This window comes from Lactobacillus helveticus DSM 20075 = CGMCC 1.1877 (assembly GCF_000160855.1).
Lineage (GTDB): Bacteria > Bacillota > Bacilli > Lactobacillales > Lactobacillaceae > Lactobacillus > Lactobacillus helveticus.
This window is the reverse complement of sequence record NZ_GG700752.1, coordinates 185,350-202,723: the sequence shown is the minus strand read 5'-3', so window position 1 is coordinate 202,723 and position 17,374 is coordinate 185,350. Positions and strand designations below refer to the sequence as shown.

Annotated in this window: 15 protein-coding genes and 4 pseudogenes; 1 reads left to right on the top strand and 18 read right to left on the bottom strand. The window is 38.6% G+C overall.

Annotation, left to right across the window (positions count from 1 at the left end; translation table 11 throughout):
• Positions 1-235 precede the first annotated feature (235 nt).
• The 6 genes from HMPREF0518_RS09980 to HMPREF0518_RS00905 form a co-directional block, all read right to left on the bottom strand.
• Positions 236-376, bottom strand: coding sequence for a hypothetical protein (locus HMPREF0518_RS09980; protein ID WP_003625154.1), 141 nt, complete (start codon positions 374-376; stop codon positions 236-238).
• Between the two features lie 12 nt (positions 377-388).
• Positions 389-640, bottom strand: a complete 252-nt coding sequence (locus HMPREF0518_RS00925) for a GlsB/YeaQ/YmgE family stress response membrane protein (RefSeq protein ID WP_003625151.1) — start codon at positions 638-640, stop codon at positions 389-391.
• A gap of 14 nt (positions 641-654) precedes the next feature.
• Complete coding sequence (locus HMPREF0518_RS00920; protein WP_003625148.1) at positions 655-1,197, bottom strand: Asp23/Gls24 family envelope stress response protein; 543 nt, start codon at positions 1,195-1,197, stop codon at positions 655-657.
• Between the two features lie 27 nt (positions 1,198-1,224).
• On the bottom strand, positions 1,225-1,410 hold the full coding sequence (locus HMPREF0518_RS00915) for a DUF2273 domain-containing protein (protein ID WP_003625145.1): 186 nt from the start codon (positions 1,408-1,410) through the stop codon (positions 1,225-1,227).
• Between the two features lie 11 nt (positions 1,411-1,421).
• Complete coding sequence (gene amaP / locus HMPREF0518_RS00910; protein ID WP_020828938.1) at positions 1,422-1,982, bottom strand: alkaline shock response membrane anchor protein AmaP; 561 nt, start codon at positions 1,980-1,982, stop codon at positions 1,422-1,424.
• A 144-nt stretch (positions 1,983-2,126) separates the two neighbouring features.
• Positions 2,127-2,417: a DeoR/GlpR family DNA-binding transcription regulator gene (locus tag HMPREF0518_RS00905; protein WP_003625142.1), complete on the bottom strand. Its 291-nt coding sequence runs from the start codon at positions 2,415-2,417 to the stop codon at positions 2,127-2,129.
• A 30-nt stretch (positions 2,418-2,447) separates the two neighbouring features.
• Here HMPREF0518_RS00905 and HMPREF0518_RS00900 point away from each other — a divergent pair.
• Positions 2,448-2,675 (top strand): annotated as a pseudogene (locus HMPREF0518_RS00900) (DinB/UmuC family translesion DNA polymerase); the annotation flags it as partial.
• Positions 2,676-3,145: 470 nt separating this feature from the next.
• Here HMPREF0518_RS00900 and HMPREF0518_RS11095 read toward each other — a convergent pair.
• The 12 genes and pseudogenes from HMPREF0518_RS11095 to HMPREF0518_RS00840 form a co-directional block, all read right to left on the bottom strand.
• Entirely contained in the window at positions 3,146-4,018 is an 873-nt protein-coding gene (locus HMPREF0518_RS11095) for a MucBP domain-containing protein (RefSeq protein ID WP_420323890.1), read from the bottom strand.
• Between the two features lie 32 nt (positions 4,019-4,050).
• Positions 4,051-4,269, bottom strand: a pseudogene (locus HMPREF0518_RS11090) (hypothetical protein); the annotation flags it as partial.
• 114 nt (positions 4,270-4,383) lie between these two features.
• A pseudogene (locus HMPREF0518_RS11085) lies at positions 4,384-5,381 on the bottom strand (lectin-like domain-containing protein); the annotation flags it as partial.
• A 299-nt stretch (positions 5,382-5,680) separates the two neighbouring features.
• Positions 5,681-6,538, bottom strand: a complete 858-nt coding sequence (locus HMPREF0518_RS00880; RefSeq protein ID WP_003625134.1) for a sugar ABC transporter permease — start codon at positions 6,536-6,538, stop codon at positions 5,681-5,683.
• A gap of 2 nt (positions 6,539-6,540) precedes the next feature.
• On the bottom strand, positions 6,541-7,899 hold the full coding sequence (locus tag HMPREF0518_RS00875; RefSeq protein ID WP_003625133.1) for a carbohydrate ABC transporter permease: 1,359 nt from the start codon (positions 7,897-7,899) through the stop codon (positions 6,541-6,543).
• Between the two features lie 77 nt (positions 7,900-7,976).
• Positions 7,977-9,203, bottom strand: coding sequence for an extracellular solute-binding protein (locus tag HMPREF0518_RS00870; protein ID WP_003625132.1), 1,227 nt, complete (start codon positions 9,201-9,203; stop codon positions 7,977-7,979).
• 86 nt (positions 9,204-9,289) lie between these two features.
• A complete protein-coding gene (locus HMPREF0518_RS00865; protein ID WP_003625131.1) occupies positions 9,290-10,396 on the bottom strand; it encodes an ABC transporter ATP-binding protein in 1,107 nt (368 codons plus the stop codon).
• A gap of 18 nt (positions 10,397-10,414) precedes the next feature.
• On the bottom strand, positions 10,415-11,092 hold the full coding sequence (gene pgmB / locus HMPREF0518_RS00860; protein ID WP_003625130.1) for a beta-phosphoglucomutase: 678 nt from the start codon (positions 11,090-11,092) through the stop codon (positions 10,415-10,417).
• On the bottom strand, positions 11,085-13,349 hold the full coding sequence (locus tag HMPREF0518_RS00855; protein ID WP_003625129.1) for a glycoside hydrolase family 65 protein: 2,265 nt from the start codon (positions 13,347-13,349) through the stop codon (positions 11,085-11,087). The genes pgmB and HMPREF0518_RS00855 overlap by 8 nt, the downstream gene beginning before the upstream one ends.
• 173 nt (positions 13,350-13,522) lie before the next feature.
• Positions 13,523-15,244, bottom strand: a complete 1,722-nt coding sequence (locus HMPREF0518_RS00850; protein ID WP_003625127.1) for a glycoside hydrolase family 13 protein — start codon at positions 15,242-15,244, stop codon at positions 13,523-13,525.
• Positions 15,245-15,247: 3 nt separating this feature from the next.
• On the bottom strand, positions 15,248-16,909 hold the full coding sequence (locus HMPREF0518_RS00845; RefSeq protein ID WP_023193054.1) for an alpha-glucosidase: 1,662 nt from the start codon (positions 16,907-16,909) through the stop codon (positions 15,248-15,250).
• Between the two features lie 125 nt (positions 16,910-17,034).
• Positions 17,035-17,374 (bottom strand): annotated as a pseudogene (locus tag HMPREF0518_RS00840) (acetate kinase); the annotation flags it as partial.

Here is a 17,374-nt window from a genome sequence, read left to right as displayed (position 1 = left end):
CAGTAAGAATACTATATTTATATCTGTAAAAGCAGTTTTTAACTGCTAGGTCATAATGTATAGATAAATCAAAGCAAACACCTATGTAAAAAAGTGCCTGCTTTGATTAATTATCAAAAAAATTCCAATCTATATTTATAAAGGGTTATCTTCCCAATTTAAATATTGATTAACTGATCTTCAATTGCTCAATTATTTACGTTCTAAGAAGCCTAATACAGATAAATTTGGCTAATTATCCATGTAATTTTTGTTGCAATGTATCACCAATGCCATCCACTTTCTTAGCAGTCAAGACGGTGCCACCGATGAGGACACCACCTACAATGAGCGTAGAAGCGATCATAAACTTAAATACATTTTTCAAGACGTCCATAAAATTCCACCCTTACTTTTTACTGGTTCGACCAACAACTAATGAAACAATCAGAATTAAAATAATTGCCCCAATGATCGATGGTATCAATGCCATGCCAGCTAACGAAGGGCCCCAAGTGCCAAGGAGCCCTTGACCAATCCACGCGCCGATTAAACCAGCTACGATGTTTGCAATCCAGCCCATAGCAGCACCACGGTTAGTGATTGCGCCAGCAATGGCACCAATGATTGCCCCGACGATTAATGACCAAATAAGTCCCATATTTACTCACTCCCTTAGATAACACGACTAGATTTATTGTCAGACGTTACTTTATCAACGCTGTCACCTAATGTTTCCTTCGATTTCTTTGCGCCCTTAATGATGGCTTCCTTCGTTTTGTCTGTGGCATCGCTCACGCGATCTTGCAGAGAAGTCGAATCTTTTTCATATTGCTCCTTTGTCTTGATATCAACAACATTCACATTTACCTCAATTACTTCTAATTCGGTCATATTCTTTACTTCCCGAACGATGACATTTTTGATCTTGTCATACAGTTTAGAAATATCAATGCCGTATTCAGCAACAATGTCGATATCCACTGCAACCTGCTTTTTTCCAACCTCTACATCAATTCCTGATGTGACATCTGAAGTATTAACTAGTTTTTGAGCAACATTTGAGAAAAAGCCGCCATCTACGGTTAATAAGCCATCTACTTCAGAAAGTGCGATACCAATGATCTTTTGAATAACCTTATCATCAAATGTTAAATTACCTTTAACACCAGACTTCTCGTTAGTTGTTGTTTTCTCACTTGGCGTTCCATTTTGCATAATTTTTTCTCCTTATAATTCAAACAGTTATTTAAAAACATTTTTTAAGATACCAGTTTTTTGAATATAATAACCCGCGGTAATCCCGATTGCCATAAAAATCAAAACAAAAAGCATCTTGAAAAATCCAAAAGTGATGAAAAGGACCGCTAAGAGCAATCCCACAATTCCACCAATTAGTGGCCAAAAATAGGCTTTAATGAGTTCGGTCACGATATCACCTCCTAGATAACTCGAGATTTATGCACATTAGCGTCCGACTCATTAAAATCAACGAGTCTGATTTTAATTTTTTTCTGTTCAGAAATTCCAAGACAAATACGCAAATCTTTTTTTAATTGATTAAGAAAATTTGCAGTCTGTTTCTTGGCATTGACTGAATTTAGTAGATCACCCGATATTTTAAGTGTGATCCCTTTTCGTGATAACTTAGATGATACCTTGGGGTTGCCAATAAAGGGTTCATGTTGAAGTGCTGAAAGCACAAAATGTTCAATAGCTTTTTTACTGACGGTCACTTGACCATCAGACTTTTGATGAAGATATAGTGATTGTGACCGTGGCCAAAAAAGTGTGATAAGCAAAAAAATAATTAACAGTACCGCCAGAATTACTCCACTCCAAAAGAGGTATATCGGTTCGTACTGCTCCAACCAACCAAGCTTTAATGACATGGGTGTACTAGTACCAATGGCTGTTGACCAATTTTTAAAGACAAGAACTATGGATAAAGGAAATGCAAGGATAATAACAACTACTATTAATGCCTTAAATATAAATCGCAAATTATCGCCTCCTTTACCATAATTATAGAAGGACAGTTGTGATGATGGAATTATATGCACTTATAAGGAACCAATTAAGATTTTTGTTTGACTAAACCAATCTAGCCAATAGTGTATACCCTATTGGCCGCTTTTGATCCATTATCAATGTCTTTTTAAATTAGGGCCTAGTACTTTTGGAATGGAAATACTTTCCAACACCAAAAATTCTAGACCCTCAAAAACTTGAACATGATTGTTCCGAGCTGTATTGAAGATCGTTTCGGGTAGCGATTTATCAGTAACAATGTAGTTAATCGCGCTCATTGGTGCACTCATGTATAGTTGATGCTTACCGATTTTAGTGTGATCCACCAACAGCACAACCGCATCGGCATGAGCGGAAAAAGCTCGCTTGATATTAGCCTCTAAATCATTGGCATCCTTAGATTGCATAATTAAAGTTACCACCCAGTAAATGTGAAAAAAGACTATGACAATAGTCAGGTGCTCATGTGTGATTACACGCAGGCAAAGGAGATTAAAGTCGTGCTTAGCGAGATTGCTGATCAGGTTGCTGGCAGACTTCGTCACCATCAAGTACAAGGTGAAGTGGTTAGCGTTAGGATTGATTATGCTGATGCAGAAGAAGCGGGCACCTCCGGTTTCGGTGTGCAAATGAAGATTTATCCCACAAACCACACTGACGATTTGAGCCCCAAAAAACGTCCGCACATCCAACCGTACAATTCTTGCCGAACGATTTGGCATATCATGCATGAATTAGGCATTCAATCGACTATGTATCGCAAGCGTCCTAAAAAGCCTACAACCAATACTGACACGTCGCAGAAGCCTAATTTAATGAGACATCTAGCTGATTTATCTGGGGTCGTTACCACTGACATCACCTATATTCACCTGATCAATCAAAACTGGGTTTATCTCGCAACTTTGTTTGTCGTTCCTCGTCACATCAAAACAAAATAAAACACTGGTAAAAGACCTGATGATGCGTGAATCTAAGAAATAACTAAGTGCCTTCGTCAGAACGTAACTTCTTTTGTCCGGCCTATTGACATTCTTGCCGACGTAGAGCCAAATAAAGACCCTGAAGAATAATAATATTCTTCAGGGTCCTCTTTAAATAATCTATATTCGCTACAGATATATTTATTTAATGGTTAATCATTACGACGTTTCTTGATACCAAGAAAACCGAGTAAACTTCCAAACATTGCCAACAAAATACCAATAAATGACATTGTTTGACTTTGACTATTGTTTTCACCAGTTTGAGGTAATTCTGGTGAATTAACAGCACCGTTGTTAACTTTAGATCCTGTATTAGTCGACGTATTGATTACTCCATTGTTAGTAGCGTTACTTGGCTGGGAAGGATTCCCTGGTTGGTTAGAACTGGGATTTCCTGTGTCCGTACCATTACCTGGCTTCCCCGGTTGATTGGGCCCAGTACCGCCATTGTTATCTGTTGCGGGGTTCTTTGTGTAAACATAGGTAACAGTCTGATCCTGATCCGTAAAGCTCCCCGTAGGGTTCCCTTGGACTTCTTTGAAGGTGTAGCCTGGCACATCCTTTTGGGTCGTTGAATATGGATCGCCTACATTACCAGAAGCAATAACGTCGTCAGCAATTGGATTGCCGTTTTCATCAACATACTTAGCTGTGACGTTACCGCCAGCAACTGGAGTCTTGGCGTAAACAATGGTCTGAACATTATCCTTACTATCTTGCGTTAAGCCATCAACTGAATCGCTGGCTGGCTTACTTGCAGTATAGCCTGGAATTACCGGTGAATTCTTACTATCAAAACTCGTCTTGCCATTTTCGGCTGTCCAACCATCATCCTTAACAATCTCACCGGTGACCTTATCAATTTCAACTTGATGGTCAAATGTCGTGGAATCAGTCTTATCAGGAGCTGCTTGTGAACCATCGCCATATTGATAATGGATTGTCTGGTGAACATAAGTTGTCAGCGAATCCTTATCAGTCCCAGCTGGCCATTTCGGACTATCTGGATCATCTGGATTAATTGACGTACCTGGTGTTTGTGGATTCGTTGGATTTACTGGGACCAGCCCTTGGAACTCAAGTCAGGAGAAGTGACAAAATCCCAATCAGACTTATTATCAACTGCAGTCCAAGCTTTATCACCATCAGTTTGGTCAACGGTATCACCACCTGTTGTCGAGTAACCAATGATTTGACCAGTTACTTTATCAACAATGGCGGTACGGTTATACGTAACCTGTTCAGTAATTTGCTTAGCGACAGCTTTGTCAGTCTGCTTATCCAGGTAATTAACAGTTCTAATGACTGTCTGAGTAACAGAACTCTTGTCAGTTCCTTCTGGCCACTTTGGTCCATGAGGATTATCTGGATTAATTGGCGTACCTGGTGTTTGTGGATTCGTTGGATTTACTGGGACCACGTCGTGGTCATAGACATAAATAACCGTCCCATTATCTCCAGCTTTTGTTAGAGTACCCTTCGCTGACAAACTTTTTGCTCCAGTGGCAGTACCATCATCCATTCTTACAAACTTATAATTGGGAATTTTTAATTGTCCTGTAGTATAAGTACCTTTAACATTAGCGCCATTTGGATAAGTAACCTCACCTTGAGCAATTTGATTACCTTTTGTATCAACATACTTAACATTAACTGTCGCTGCTTGCTTAAAATCAAAACTCATTATTTCAAATTGGTGTAAATTCTTAGCACCACCAGTTGATGCACTGACAATCATTGCCATTGCTTGATTAGAATTCGAGACAGTCGTAGTCCAAGTTAATATCTTACCGCTTGTTTGGGTATACTTGATTGTTAATGTTCTTGTATGTCCATCATAATCAACTGTATAATAATCAACTGTAAAATCATGAAATTGGCCGTCTATGGCAGACTTACTTAACGCTTATGAAAAGCAAAGCCAATACCGTCAGCTCCATTAGGATTGGATCCTAAATTAACCTTACCAGTTAAAGTAAAACTAGTATTCATATCAATTTTACTCTTGAGAGAGAAATTTCCAACTTTATTATATTCATCTGGTGTAATAGTCACAATACCAGTATTTTTATCATAAGTGGCTGATCCGTTTAATGAAAAGTAAGTAAGAAAATTGCTCTTATCAACATGTGCTGCACTGCTACTACTTGCACTAGTCGTTTCGGCCTTTGCTGGCGTCGTTGGTTGACTTGGGTTAACCGGCTTTGTTGGCGTCGTTGGTTGACTTGGGTTAACCAAGCTTTGATCAGCTGCCACTGACTGACTTGTAACTAGCATCCCTAATGCCAGCGAACATACTGAAATCCCCATAACAGCCCAAGTCTTACCGTATTTATATGATTTATAATGCGTTTTAGTCTCTCCAAAGTAATTATTCCTTAACATAAAAAAACTACCTTTCACACTATTTATCTAAAATCATGCCAAAATCCCATCATTAATTTTACAATCTACCTTATAGTTTCTTGGCAAGAACCCTATTTATATTATTTCTGCTTCAATAATTTTTATTTTCGTCATTTTCATGTCCTTGAGAAACCCTTTTTTCATTTCTTTTTCAGCTTCATTATTAACACGAAAACGGTTACGCAAGGAGCAAAAACATATTGATTAATTTTGGGTACAAAAAACGCCTTGCCCTTTCGAGCAAAGCGTTTTTTAACATAAGCAATTTTATATTTACCTTAACCCTTATCTGCACCAGCAGTAATTCCGTTAACATAGAACTTCTGCATGAAGACAAACAAGATAGTAATAGGGATCGCGATGATTACACACCCTGCAACGAATTGTGCGAAGTATGCAGTCGCGTTACCTTTGGCTGTATGCACCATGTTGTACAAACCATAAGCAACAGTGTAAGTCTTAGCATTTCCTGAAGTTGAAAGAATAATACCTGAGAAAATGAAGTCTGTCCATGGAGCGATGAATGCAGTCAAAGCAGTGTAAACGATCATTGGCTTTGAAAGTGGCAAACCAATGTGTAAGAATACTTGCCACTTAGTAGCACCGTCAATTTCAGCAGCTTCGTCAATTGATCTAGGAATAGTATCAAAGAAACCTTTAGCAATGTAGAAGCCAAGTCCGGCACCACCAACATAAACAAGTAACAAACCTAAGAGGTTTAACATGTTTAAGCCTTTTAAGATGTAGTACAAAGCAATCATAGACATGAAGCCTGGGAACATCCCTAAAACCAAAGCAATTTGCAAAAATGGTTTTCTAAACTTAAAGCGAAGTCGTGACAGAACATAGGCAACTGAAATAGTTAAGAATGTTGAAATAACCATTGAGAGAAGAGAAACAATTAATGTGTTAATGATCCAGTTACCAAATGGGTATTGCGGATTAGTAAAAATACCGATATAGTTCTGCAACGTGAATTGTTCTGGCCAGAAGGTCGAAACAAATCCAGTATCATTGTATGAAAAACTTGCTAAGACGATCCACACAATTGGTAAAATCCAGATAATTGCAAGTAATGCTAACAGGATATACCGAAAGATTAATGAGAGCCGTCTTTGATTTGAATATGACTTCATGTCTAGCCCTCCTTATAAGCATTAGTGTGGCGATATGCAATCAGCGAGACAACCGCACTAATAATAAACATTAAGATACCTAGTACAGCTGACGCGTTATAACGCTGCTCTTGACCGAACGTCAAGTTATACAGCCACGTTACCAGCAAGTCAGTCGACCCGGCACCGTTATACTTACTGTTCATTGGTGCACCACCCGTCAACAGGAAGATAACGTTGAAGTTGTTGATGTTACCAATGAATTGTTGAATAAGTGAAGGTGCCATCACGAATAGAATTTGTGGGAAAGTGATTGAGCTGAAAATTTGTGCAGCGTTGGCACCATCAATCTTGGCAGCTTCAATTTGATCAGTTGGCAAGTTTTGAATAATTGCAGTTGAAACCAACATTGAAACTGGAATACCGATCCACATATTAACAAGAATAACGGTAATTCTCGCAACTAATGGAGAAGCTTGGTTATCAATGAAGTGAATTGGTGAAGTGATCCAGTGCAAGTTCATCAAAATGTTGTTAAAAGCACCTTGATAGTCTAAGAATTGAGCCATCATCAAAAGTGAAACGAATTGTGGGACAGCCCAAATAATTACGAAGACAGTTCTCCAAAAGGCCTTGTACTTAATGCCTTTTGATTCAATCAACATGGCAAGTAAAACACCAAAGAAGAAAGTAGTAGCAGTAGCAGCTACGGCCCAAATTAAAGTCCAACCCAATACTGGGAAGAAAGTACCAGCCAAGTCACCACTCAACACATTACCGAATGCTTGGAACCCTGTCCAATAAAAGGCAATTGGGTGTTGACGATCATAGTTAGTAAATGCCATTGAAATCATGAAGACCGTTGGAAAAACTGTGAAGAACAAGATACCCAATAATGGAATTACCATTAAAGTTGCATGTAAACGAGTATCAAGCAAGCTCTTAAGTTCTTCAATATTAGTTGGAATATGTTCGCCATCACGTTTCAAAATGTAATTGTGTCTAGTAGATCTTAAGTTAACAATATAAAGATAAATCATTGCAATACATAAGATAATTGCTAAAACACCGAACAGCAAAATCAAAACTGAGTTTGAAGGCTGTTTCGTAATATATACACCTTGAGCAGCGTCATAGACAACTTTTTTATTCTTAATAGGACCTAATGCAGCTAGGATACCTAAAGTTGAAATACCACTGAATATGAACCAAACAATGAATACAATTTCACAGATTAATAATGCAAGACCTTTTACCCATTGCTTGTTGGCTAAGGCATTACTACCCATCAAGAAAAATGATAACTTGGTAGCAATATCACCTTTAGACCATACTTCACGATATGTCGCTTTAGGAGCTACATGCTTTTTCTTTAGAAACATAACTTTTCCCCTTCTTAGGCAAAAAGGTTGGGATTAACGGCCAACCTTTGCTTATGCTTTAAGAAATATTATTTTAATTATTTCTTAGAAATATCTTTTTGCAACTTAGCAAGCTTTGCCTTGTATTGTGAAGGCTTAATCTTACCGTCGTAAGTACCACTGATAAGTGGAGCTGATTCGTTCCAGAATGTTGCCATTTGTGGAAGCTTAGGTTGTAATACTGAGTTACCTGGTTTAGCCATTTCAATTACAGCTTCAGCCACTGGGTCATTCTTAACAGCACTTGAGTTTACAGCAGTCTTAAGTACTGGGATTTGACCAGCTTCCTTGTGAGCGATCAATTGAGCCTTCTTGTTAGTGATGTAAGCAGCTAATTCTGAAGCAGCCTTAGCGTTCTTAGTGTTTGAGTTAACTGCGAAGCCTTCGATACCAAGGAATGCTTCCATTTGTACGCTCTTGCCACCAACTTCAATCTTAGGATACTTAGCAACTGCGAAGTTCTTGCCTAAGATCTTCTTAATGTTGGCTGCGTTCCATGGACCATCAAGAATAGCTTGTGCATGACCCTCCTTTAATTGGTTCAAAGCGTTTGAAGTTTGCATTACGCCCTTGTTGTGCTTTTGAGCTGCGTACCACTTCAAAGCGTTAACACCGTTTTGTGAATCGAATGTTGAACCCTTAAGGTCTTCACCGTTAGCACCGTAAAGCTTTGTACCTGCTGAGAACATTACTGGCCACATTACGTATGCGTTAGTAAAGTCAGTAGCTACAACACCCTTAGAGGTTAAAGTCTTCCAGTCCTTAACATCTTCTGCTGAGAGTTTAGACTTGTTGTAGTACATGGTTTGTGCTTGTTGTGCGTATGGGAATGCGTAAACCTTGTTCTTCCAAGTTACACCCTTTGAAGCAACATCGATGTAGTTTGCCTTAATGTCCTTAGTTGCTTCTGGTGAAAGTGGGTTAATGTAACCAGCTTCAGCCATTTGACCTAATTGGTCGTTAGGAACTTCAAATACATCGGCAGCCTTTGATGGGTCCTTACCAACGTCAGTCTTAGCGTTAGCTGAACCGTTAGGACTTTGAACAACACGAACCTTAATGTTCTTATTTTTCTCGGTAAAGTCCTTTGCAATTTGCTTGTAATAAGGAACTTGTTCAGTATCTACCCAAAGAGTTAAGTTAGCTTTCTTTGAACTAGTGTTACTACTACTTGATGAATCTGATGAACCGTTTGAACATGCTGCAAGTGACATTGCTGCAAGAACAGCGGCACTACCTAAAGCCATTTTCTTCCAAATTTTCATAACTTTTCCTCCCAAAAAAATCAAAACAATAAATAATTCTTAACAACAGTAGCCTTTGCTACATAAGGTTATAAGCTGTAATAAAATTAGTTAACGATTGCCTTGGTGCTGTCTTTGTCAAAGAAGTGAGCTTTGTTAACATCGAAGCCCAACTTAACTTTGTCACCAGGCTTATGATAATCACGTGAATTTACAATCGCGGTAAATTCAGTACCATCAACTTCTTGGTGAAGTTGAATAGTTGCACCCAAAAGTTCTGAAACAACAACGTTTGATTCAATTACTGAATCTGGCCAAGTTTGCAAGAATGCTTCTTCTGAGTGAATATCTTCTGGACGAAGACCGAAGACAAGATCTTTATCGTTGTATCCTTTTTCGTCAAGTATCTTAGCTTTACCTTGAGAGATACCGATGTTCAAACCTTTACCATCTGAAATTCGTCCATCCTTATAGTGAACATTGAAGAAGTTCATTTGAGGAGAACCAATGAATCCAGCAACAAACATGTTAACTGGCTTGTTGTAAACCTCAAGCGGTGAACCGATTTGCTCTACTCGGCCAATAGACATAACAACAACTCTGTCAGCCAAGGTCATAGCTTCAGTCTGGTCGTGGGTAACATAAATAGTTGTAATACCCAATTCTTGGTGAAGCTTGGCAATTTCGGTACGCATCGTTACACGCAACTTCGCATCCAAGTTTGATAATGGTTCGTCCATTAAGAAGATAGCAGCTGCGCGAACGATTGCCCGTCCTAAGGCTACACGCTGACGTTGACCACCAGATAAAGCACCTGGTTTTTTATCCAAATATTCTTCAAGGCCCAACATCTTAGCGGCTTTTTTAACTTTTTCATCAATTTCAGCCTTAGGCGTGTGACGAAGCTTAAGTCCAAAAGCTATGTTGTCGTAAATAGTCATATGTGGATACAAAGCATAGTTTTGGAAAACCATCCCAATGTGTCTGTCCTTTGGAGCGACATCATTCATTACCTTGTGATCAATTTCCAAAGTACCTTTACTGATGTCTTCCAAACCTGCGACCATTCTTAATGTAGTTGACTTACCACAACCTGATGGACCAACGAAAACGATGAATTCCTTATCTTTAATATGTAAGTCAAAGTCATTTACAGAATATCTATCATTACCTTGATACTTTTTGTAAATATGGTTTAAATCAACCTCAACCATTGTTTCCCCTACTCTCTTTTAATTTTTATTTTTTTCTTCAAAAACTTTTTCAATCTCACTCAGCTTCAAGTCAGCTGTAGATAGAACTACATAATCTGCACCCTTGCTCTTGAGCAGCTTTTCATCACCAATGCCGACTGCAAATTGACCAGCGGCTTTGATTGATTCAATACCTGCTGCCGCATCTTCAAAACTGATTACTTCATCAGCCTTGAGACCTGCAATGGCTTGAGCTTTTTCATAGATTTCAGGATCTGGCTTGCCGTGATGTAGCGTTGCTGGATCAACAATGCCATCAAATTCATCCATGATTCCTAATCTAGTCAAAATCTTAGGTGCATTCTTTGAAGCTGAAGCAATTACCATCTTTAAGTTTTGCTTCTTAGCATCTGCCAAAAGTTCTGGGATACCTGGCAAGATATCCTTTGGCGTCATCGTTTCAACTTGTTCAACGAACTTGGCATTCTTTTCGGCAGCGAATTTTTCTTTTTCTGCTTCGGTGTATTTGTCTTCTTGACCACCATATTTCAGAATCAATTCAAGCGAATCCATTCTTGAAATACCACGCAAGCTGTTGAGTTGCTCATCGGTTAAAGTGATGCCTAATTCTTTTGCCAAATTGTTCCATGCTGTTAAGTGAAACTTAGCTGAATTGGTTAAAACACCATCTAAATCAAACAATAATCCTTTAAGCATTCTGGGTTTCACCTTCTTTAAGAGTAAGTTTCTTTCCTTTAACTACAACATCTAAGTCTTCGCCTTTATGCAAAGTAATCTTAGTTTCTTTGTGATCTACATAAACTTCAATCAAACGACCACGGTAGTTAATCTTAAAGCCGTAGTGGTCCCACTTATCAGAAACAAATGGATCAAATTTTAATTGATTATGATCGTAACGCATCCCTGCAAAGCCTTGAACAATTGCAAGCCATGAACCACTCATTGAGGTAATGTGCAAACCATCAACCGTATCATTGTTGTAGTTATCAAGGTCTAAACGAGCTGTTCTTTCATAAAGCTCAACGGCCTTCTTTTGTTTGCCAAGTTCAGCAGCCAAGATTGAGTGGATACATGGTGAAAGTGAACTTTCGTGAACTGTTAATGGTTCATAGAAGTCGAAGTTCTTTTCCTTTTGTTCCTTGGTGTATTGATCATTTAAGAAGTAGATACCTTGCAAAACATCAGCTTGCTTGATAAATGGTGATCTTAAGATCTTGTCCCATGACCAGTGTTGGTTAATTGGACGTTGATCTTCAATTTCGCTAACTGGACGAATGTCTTTGTCTAGGAAGTCATCTTGTTGTAAGAAGATGCCGCGTTCCTTATCTTCTGGAAGGTACATCTTATCAACGATGTCTTGCCACTTTTCTTTTTCTTCTTCAGTGACATGAGCTCTTTCTTGAGCTTCCTTGGTAGCAAGTGGCAAACGCTTCAATGTGTATTGAAGAAGCCATCTTGCCATTGTGTTGGTAAACCAGTTGTTGTTAACGTTGTTTTCATATTCGTTAGGACCGGTTACACCGTGCATAACGTACTTGTTACGCCACTTTGACCAATGAACTCTGGCTGCCCAGAATCTTGCTGTACCAACTAAAACATCCATTCCTTCATTCTTAACATAGCTATCATCACCGGTGTAATCAGTGTACATAGCAATTGCATGAGGGATATCTGCATTTCTATGGATTTCTTCAAAAGTGATTTCCCATTCGTTGTGACATTCAATTCCGTTAAATGTAACCATTGGGAACAACGCACCTGGTAAACCTTGCTCTTTAGCGTTATGGTAAGCACCTGGCAATTGATCGTGACGATATTGAAGAAGTGCTCTTGTAACGCTTGGATCAGTTACACATAAGTACATTGGAACGATGTAAGCTTCAGTATCCCAGTAAGTAGCACCACCGTACTTTTCACCAGTAAAGCCTTTAGGGCCTACGTTTAATCGTTCATCTTCACCGTAGTAAGTCATAAATAATTGACAAATGTTAAAGCGGATACCTTGTTGAGCGGCATCATCACCAGCAATGACAACGTCTGACTTGTCCCAACGCTTCTTCCATACGGCTTCATGATCTGCTAAGTTTTCTGCAAATGACTTAGATTGAAGCTTCTTCATTAAATCTGCTGCAACATTAGCTTGATCCTTATCTTTGACGTCACGACTAGTTACAATGATGACATCTTTTTCAAGCTCATAGCTTTCATTTTCAGCTAATTCAATTGATAGCTTTTCGCTTAATTTTGCACTTTCAGTTGATACTGTTCCTTCGACAAATTCGCCATCATGGAGCAAGCTTTGCTTAAGTAAAACAGTAAATTGAGGTACTTCATAAGGATTTTCTTTAGTTTTTACTTGGATTGTTCTAGCATCTTTATCTTCACCAAGTGGCAACCAGAAGCGTTCATCATAATTACTGTCTTCGTTTACCACCGTGCCATCTAGTGTAGAATCGAAGTCGATCTTAGCGTGACCTTCAAGCACTGTAGCCTTTACTTTGATTAAAGCAGCTTCTTTTTGAACAATATGAAGGAAACGTTCAAATTCAAATTTAACTTTGACGTCCTTGCCTTCATAAATGAAGCTTCTTGTAAGGAGGCCTTGATGCATATCAAGTGATAATTCGAAATCATCAAATTTAACTTTAGCTAAATCTAACTTTTCACCATTAATGGTAATTCCAATTCCAATAAAGCTTGGTGCGTTAGGTGTCTTACCGAAATACTTAGGATAACCGTTCTTCCACCAACCAACACGAGTCTTATCTGGGAACCAAACACCTGCAAGATATGTGCCTTGTAAGCTATCACCAGAATAGCCTTCTTCAAAGTTTCCTCTCATACCCATGTAGTCATTACCGATTGCAGTCATGCTTTCCTGTAATCGTTTATTTTCTGGATCGAAATTATGAGTAATTATCTTCCAAGGATCAATTTCAAAAATTCGTTTCATATACTTTAAATCTCCCGCAACATCAGGTGCTCTTTTGTTTACGCTTACATTATCTTCGAATTGAAAGCGGTTTACAATATCAAAACCTTTGTTACCGGTATCAGAATTTAGTAATAAAAAAAGAAGGCAGACCCTAATCTGCCTTCTTTTCTCATGCTTATTAAAAGTAACTTTTAGCGAACCGTGATTACAAAGCCTTTTGGAGCCAATACTCCATTTTGATAATCTTGACTAAATGAATCTTTACAATCGATTTTTACATCATGATCGGTGGTATTAAAGTATGCCTTAACAGATTCAATTCCGTCTCTATCAACCTCAATCAAGCCATTTTTTGTTACGTGTAACTTAATTGTACCCTTTCCGAAGGTCTCATCATGGTCTAAACGGAACTTAATCAGTTCATGAACTCTTTGCCAAACAGGTCCATCTTCTTTTGACCAATCCATCGGCTTACGACAGTCTGGGTCATTGCCGCCAGCCATTCCCATTTCAGTACCGTAATAAATACATGGACTGCCTTTTTGCACAAATTCAAAGGTTAATGCCTGCAAAGCCAAATCTTGATCGCCGTTAGCCACTGTCAAAATTCTAGCAGTATCATGTGAATCAAGCATGTTCATCATTGCCGCATTAGTTGAATCACGGTACTTCATGAGCTGATCAGTTAAACGCTTGGTCATTTGATCAGCTGTTAGCTTGTGCTTAAAGAAATGATCTTCAATTTGCAAAGTATATGGATAATTCATTACACCTGTAAATTCATCACCATTAAGCCATGGACGAGCTGAGTGCCAAACTTCACCGACAATGTAAAAGTCTGGCTTGATATCGGTCACAGCCTTATGAAACTTCTTCCAGAAATGATGATCCACTTCATTGGCAACATCCAAACGCCAAGCATCAATGTCAAAGTATTTCACCCAGTAAGTTGCTATTTCTAGCAAGAAGTCTTGTACTTCAGGGTTAGCAGTATTTAATTTTGGCATGTGTTTTTCAAAGGCAAAAGTATCAAATTGAGGATTTCCTTCACCTTGCAATGGATCATGATATGGTTCAACCGGATATTCATTAATGTGGAACCAGCCAGCAAAACGAGAACTTGGGCCATTTTTGACCACATCTTGCCATTGCATTGACTTATCACCTAAGTGGTTAAACACCGCATCTAGCATAACTTTCATGCCACGTGCATGAGCTTCATTAACTACCTTGGCAAATAGATCTTTATCACCGAATTCCGGATCAATTTGCAAGTAATCAATCGTGTCATATTTGTGGTTGGACCCTGCTTTAAAAACAGGACAGAAGTATAAGCCATTTACTCCTAGCTTCTTTAGATAATCCAAATGGTCTAACACACCTTGCAAATCACCACCGTAGTAGTCTTCTCGACCAGGATGGTCTTCAGGATTCCAAGGCTTTACATTTTTAGGATCATTAGATTTATCACCATTAGCAAAACGCTCTGGGAAAATTTGGTACCAAACAGTATGTCTTACCCATTCTGGTGTCTTAACCATATCAATATCATGACAATACGGCACCTTAAAATAATATCCGTCTTCCATCAGAGCACTTTCAACATCGCTGCTAATTGCCCTATCACCTACAACAACGCTGGTTCCATCATTACCAATTACTTCAAATGTGTACTTTAAACGATGGAATGGTGCCTCAAGGGTGGCTCCCCAGTGATCCTCGACTTGGCCTTCACCAATTTTAGTCATTTCAATTGTTTTAGCCTGGTTTAATGGCAAATAGTTATCGCAATAGTGCACAATAACCTTTTCAACATCATTCTTTGCGCTATGAAAACGAACACGAACATGAGTCGCATCAATTACAAAGCTGTCTTCACTTTCAGTTCTGTGTTTTAATGCTGCTAATTGCATGTTTTAATTCTCCTTTTTCAACACAACACCTGCATAAGGCATCAAGGTTAACTTCCTGTTAGTTAATTGATATTCTCCTGCTTTTAATTTTTCTTCTGTATATCCTTGTGGAATTTCTATTGTAATCTTCTCATTGCTTAAGGAAACAGCCACAATTGCACTTTCATCGTTTAAATCACGCTGGTAAACATAGCTATTTTTATCAGTTGGGAGCATGTAATAGTCGCCTTTTTGGAACAAATTTTCTTTTTTAAGGGCAATCATCTTTTTATAAAAAGTAAACATGCTGCTATCTGAAGTCATTTCACTAGCAACTGAAACGTGATTTTCGATCTTTCCGTTAATCCATGGAGTTCCTTCAGTGAAGCCATAATTTTTAGTGTCATTCCATGGCATTAGACCACGGGCTGGCAATTTATGCGTTTCACTAACCATTGTCATCGCGTCTTCTCTACTGATACCTGCTTGTTCTGCTTTCTTAATCCATGGTGCAACCGTTTGATCTTCAAATTGATCGACACTAGTAAAGTGCAAGTTCTTTAAGCCTAATTCTTCACCGTAATAAATGATCGGAATCCCGCGCTGTAAGTACATTAACATTGCCAAGCTCTTAGCCTGCGTTAGAGTCTTAGCTACTCTGGTAGCAAGTCTAGCCATGTCATGATTATTCCAATAAAGCGTTGGCTGCGAAACGCCTGCTAAAGTCTGCTGCCAAACAACTTGGTTTTGCTTAAAGGCTGTAAAATCAAGTTCCTTTGGTTGATATTGTTCAGGATAACGTTTGTCTACTTTTGATTCATCATCAGTAAAGTACCGAAAAGTAATAACGCTATCCATCAAATGATTACGCTTATTAGTGTAATCAACAGCCAAATTTACGCTAGCACTTGCAGCTTCACCTAATAACAATGCATCTGGATAATCCTGTTTTATCTTTTCGCAAAATGGTCGCATCCATTCCTGAACTTGTGGCAAATTAGCAAAAAATGGTTCCGCGATAACAGGTTTATCATTGCCATTTTTATTAGGATAATTTTGTCTCAAATCAGCTTTGCTAATGTGAATAAATGCATCAAGCCGCAGACCATCAATTCCCTTTTTTAGCCAAAATTCGGCTGCTTCAAGCATGGCATGGCGTACTTCAGGATTTTTCCAATTAAGATCAGGCATGCGCTTATCAAATAAATGAAAATAAGATTGGCCGGTTCCTGCTGGATCTGGCTCCCAAACGCTGCCACCAAAGAAGCTGCCCCAATTGTTAGGGCGTTTGCCATCATGACCTGCAAAAATATAATAATCACGATACAGACTATCAGGATTCTTAATTGCATCTTGGAACCATGGATGCTGATCTGAAGTGTGATTTAAGACGAAATCCATAATAATATGAATCCCAGCTTCATGAAGTTCTTTGATTAAATTCTCCATGTCTTCCATTGTTCCCATATGTGGATCAATGGCAAAATAGTTTGAGACATCATAACCGATGTCTACCTGAGGTGAAACAAAAATAGGATTAAGCCAAACGGCATTAACCCCTAAATTTTGCAAGTATGGAATTCTTTCGCGAATACCATTTAGGTCGCCAATACCGTCATCATTGCTATCTTGAAAAGACTTAGGATAAATTTGATAAATAATTGCGTGATCATACCAATGTGCCATAATTTTTTCCTCCATGCATAGTTTAGTCGATGCAAGAAACCGGTTTCAATATGTAGAAGGATGTTACCGGTATCAAAAAAAGTGCATCTTACGATACGCCCTTTCTTTTAATAATTATTTTTCTATTATCTCGTAAGTTTAATAACTTCACGGGCAATCATTACTTCTTCATTAGTTGGCACGATCAATGCTTTAACCTTAGAATTTGGCTTTGAAATAAATTTTTCACCATCAGTTCTGTTAGCTTCAAAGTCAGCCTTTAAGCCTAGATATTTCAAAGAAGACATTACTCCTGCACGAATGCCGGGATCATGTTCACCGATACCGGCCGTAAAGACAATACCGTCTACCCCATCCATTTCTGCAGCATAAGCACCAACATAGCGAACTACACAATTAATATAAATGCGGCGAGCTAATTTGGCTCTTGGCTCATCGCTTTCAATCAAATCACGCATATCTGAT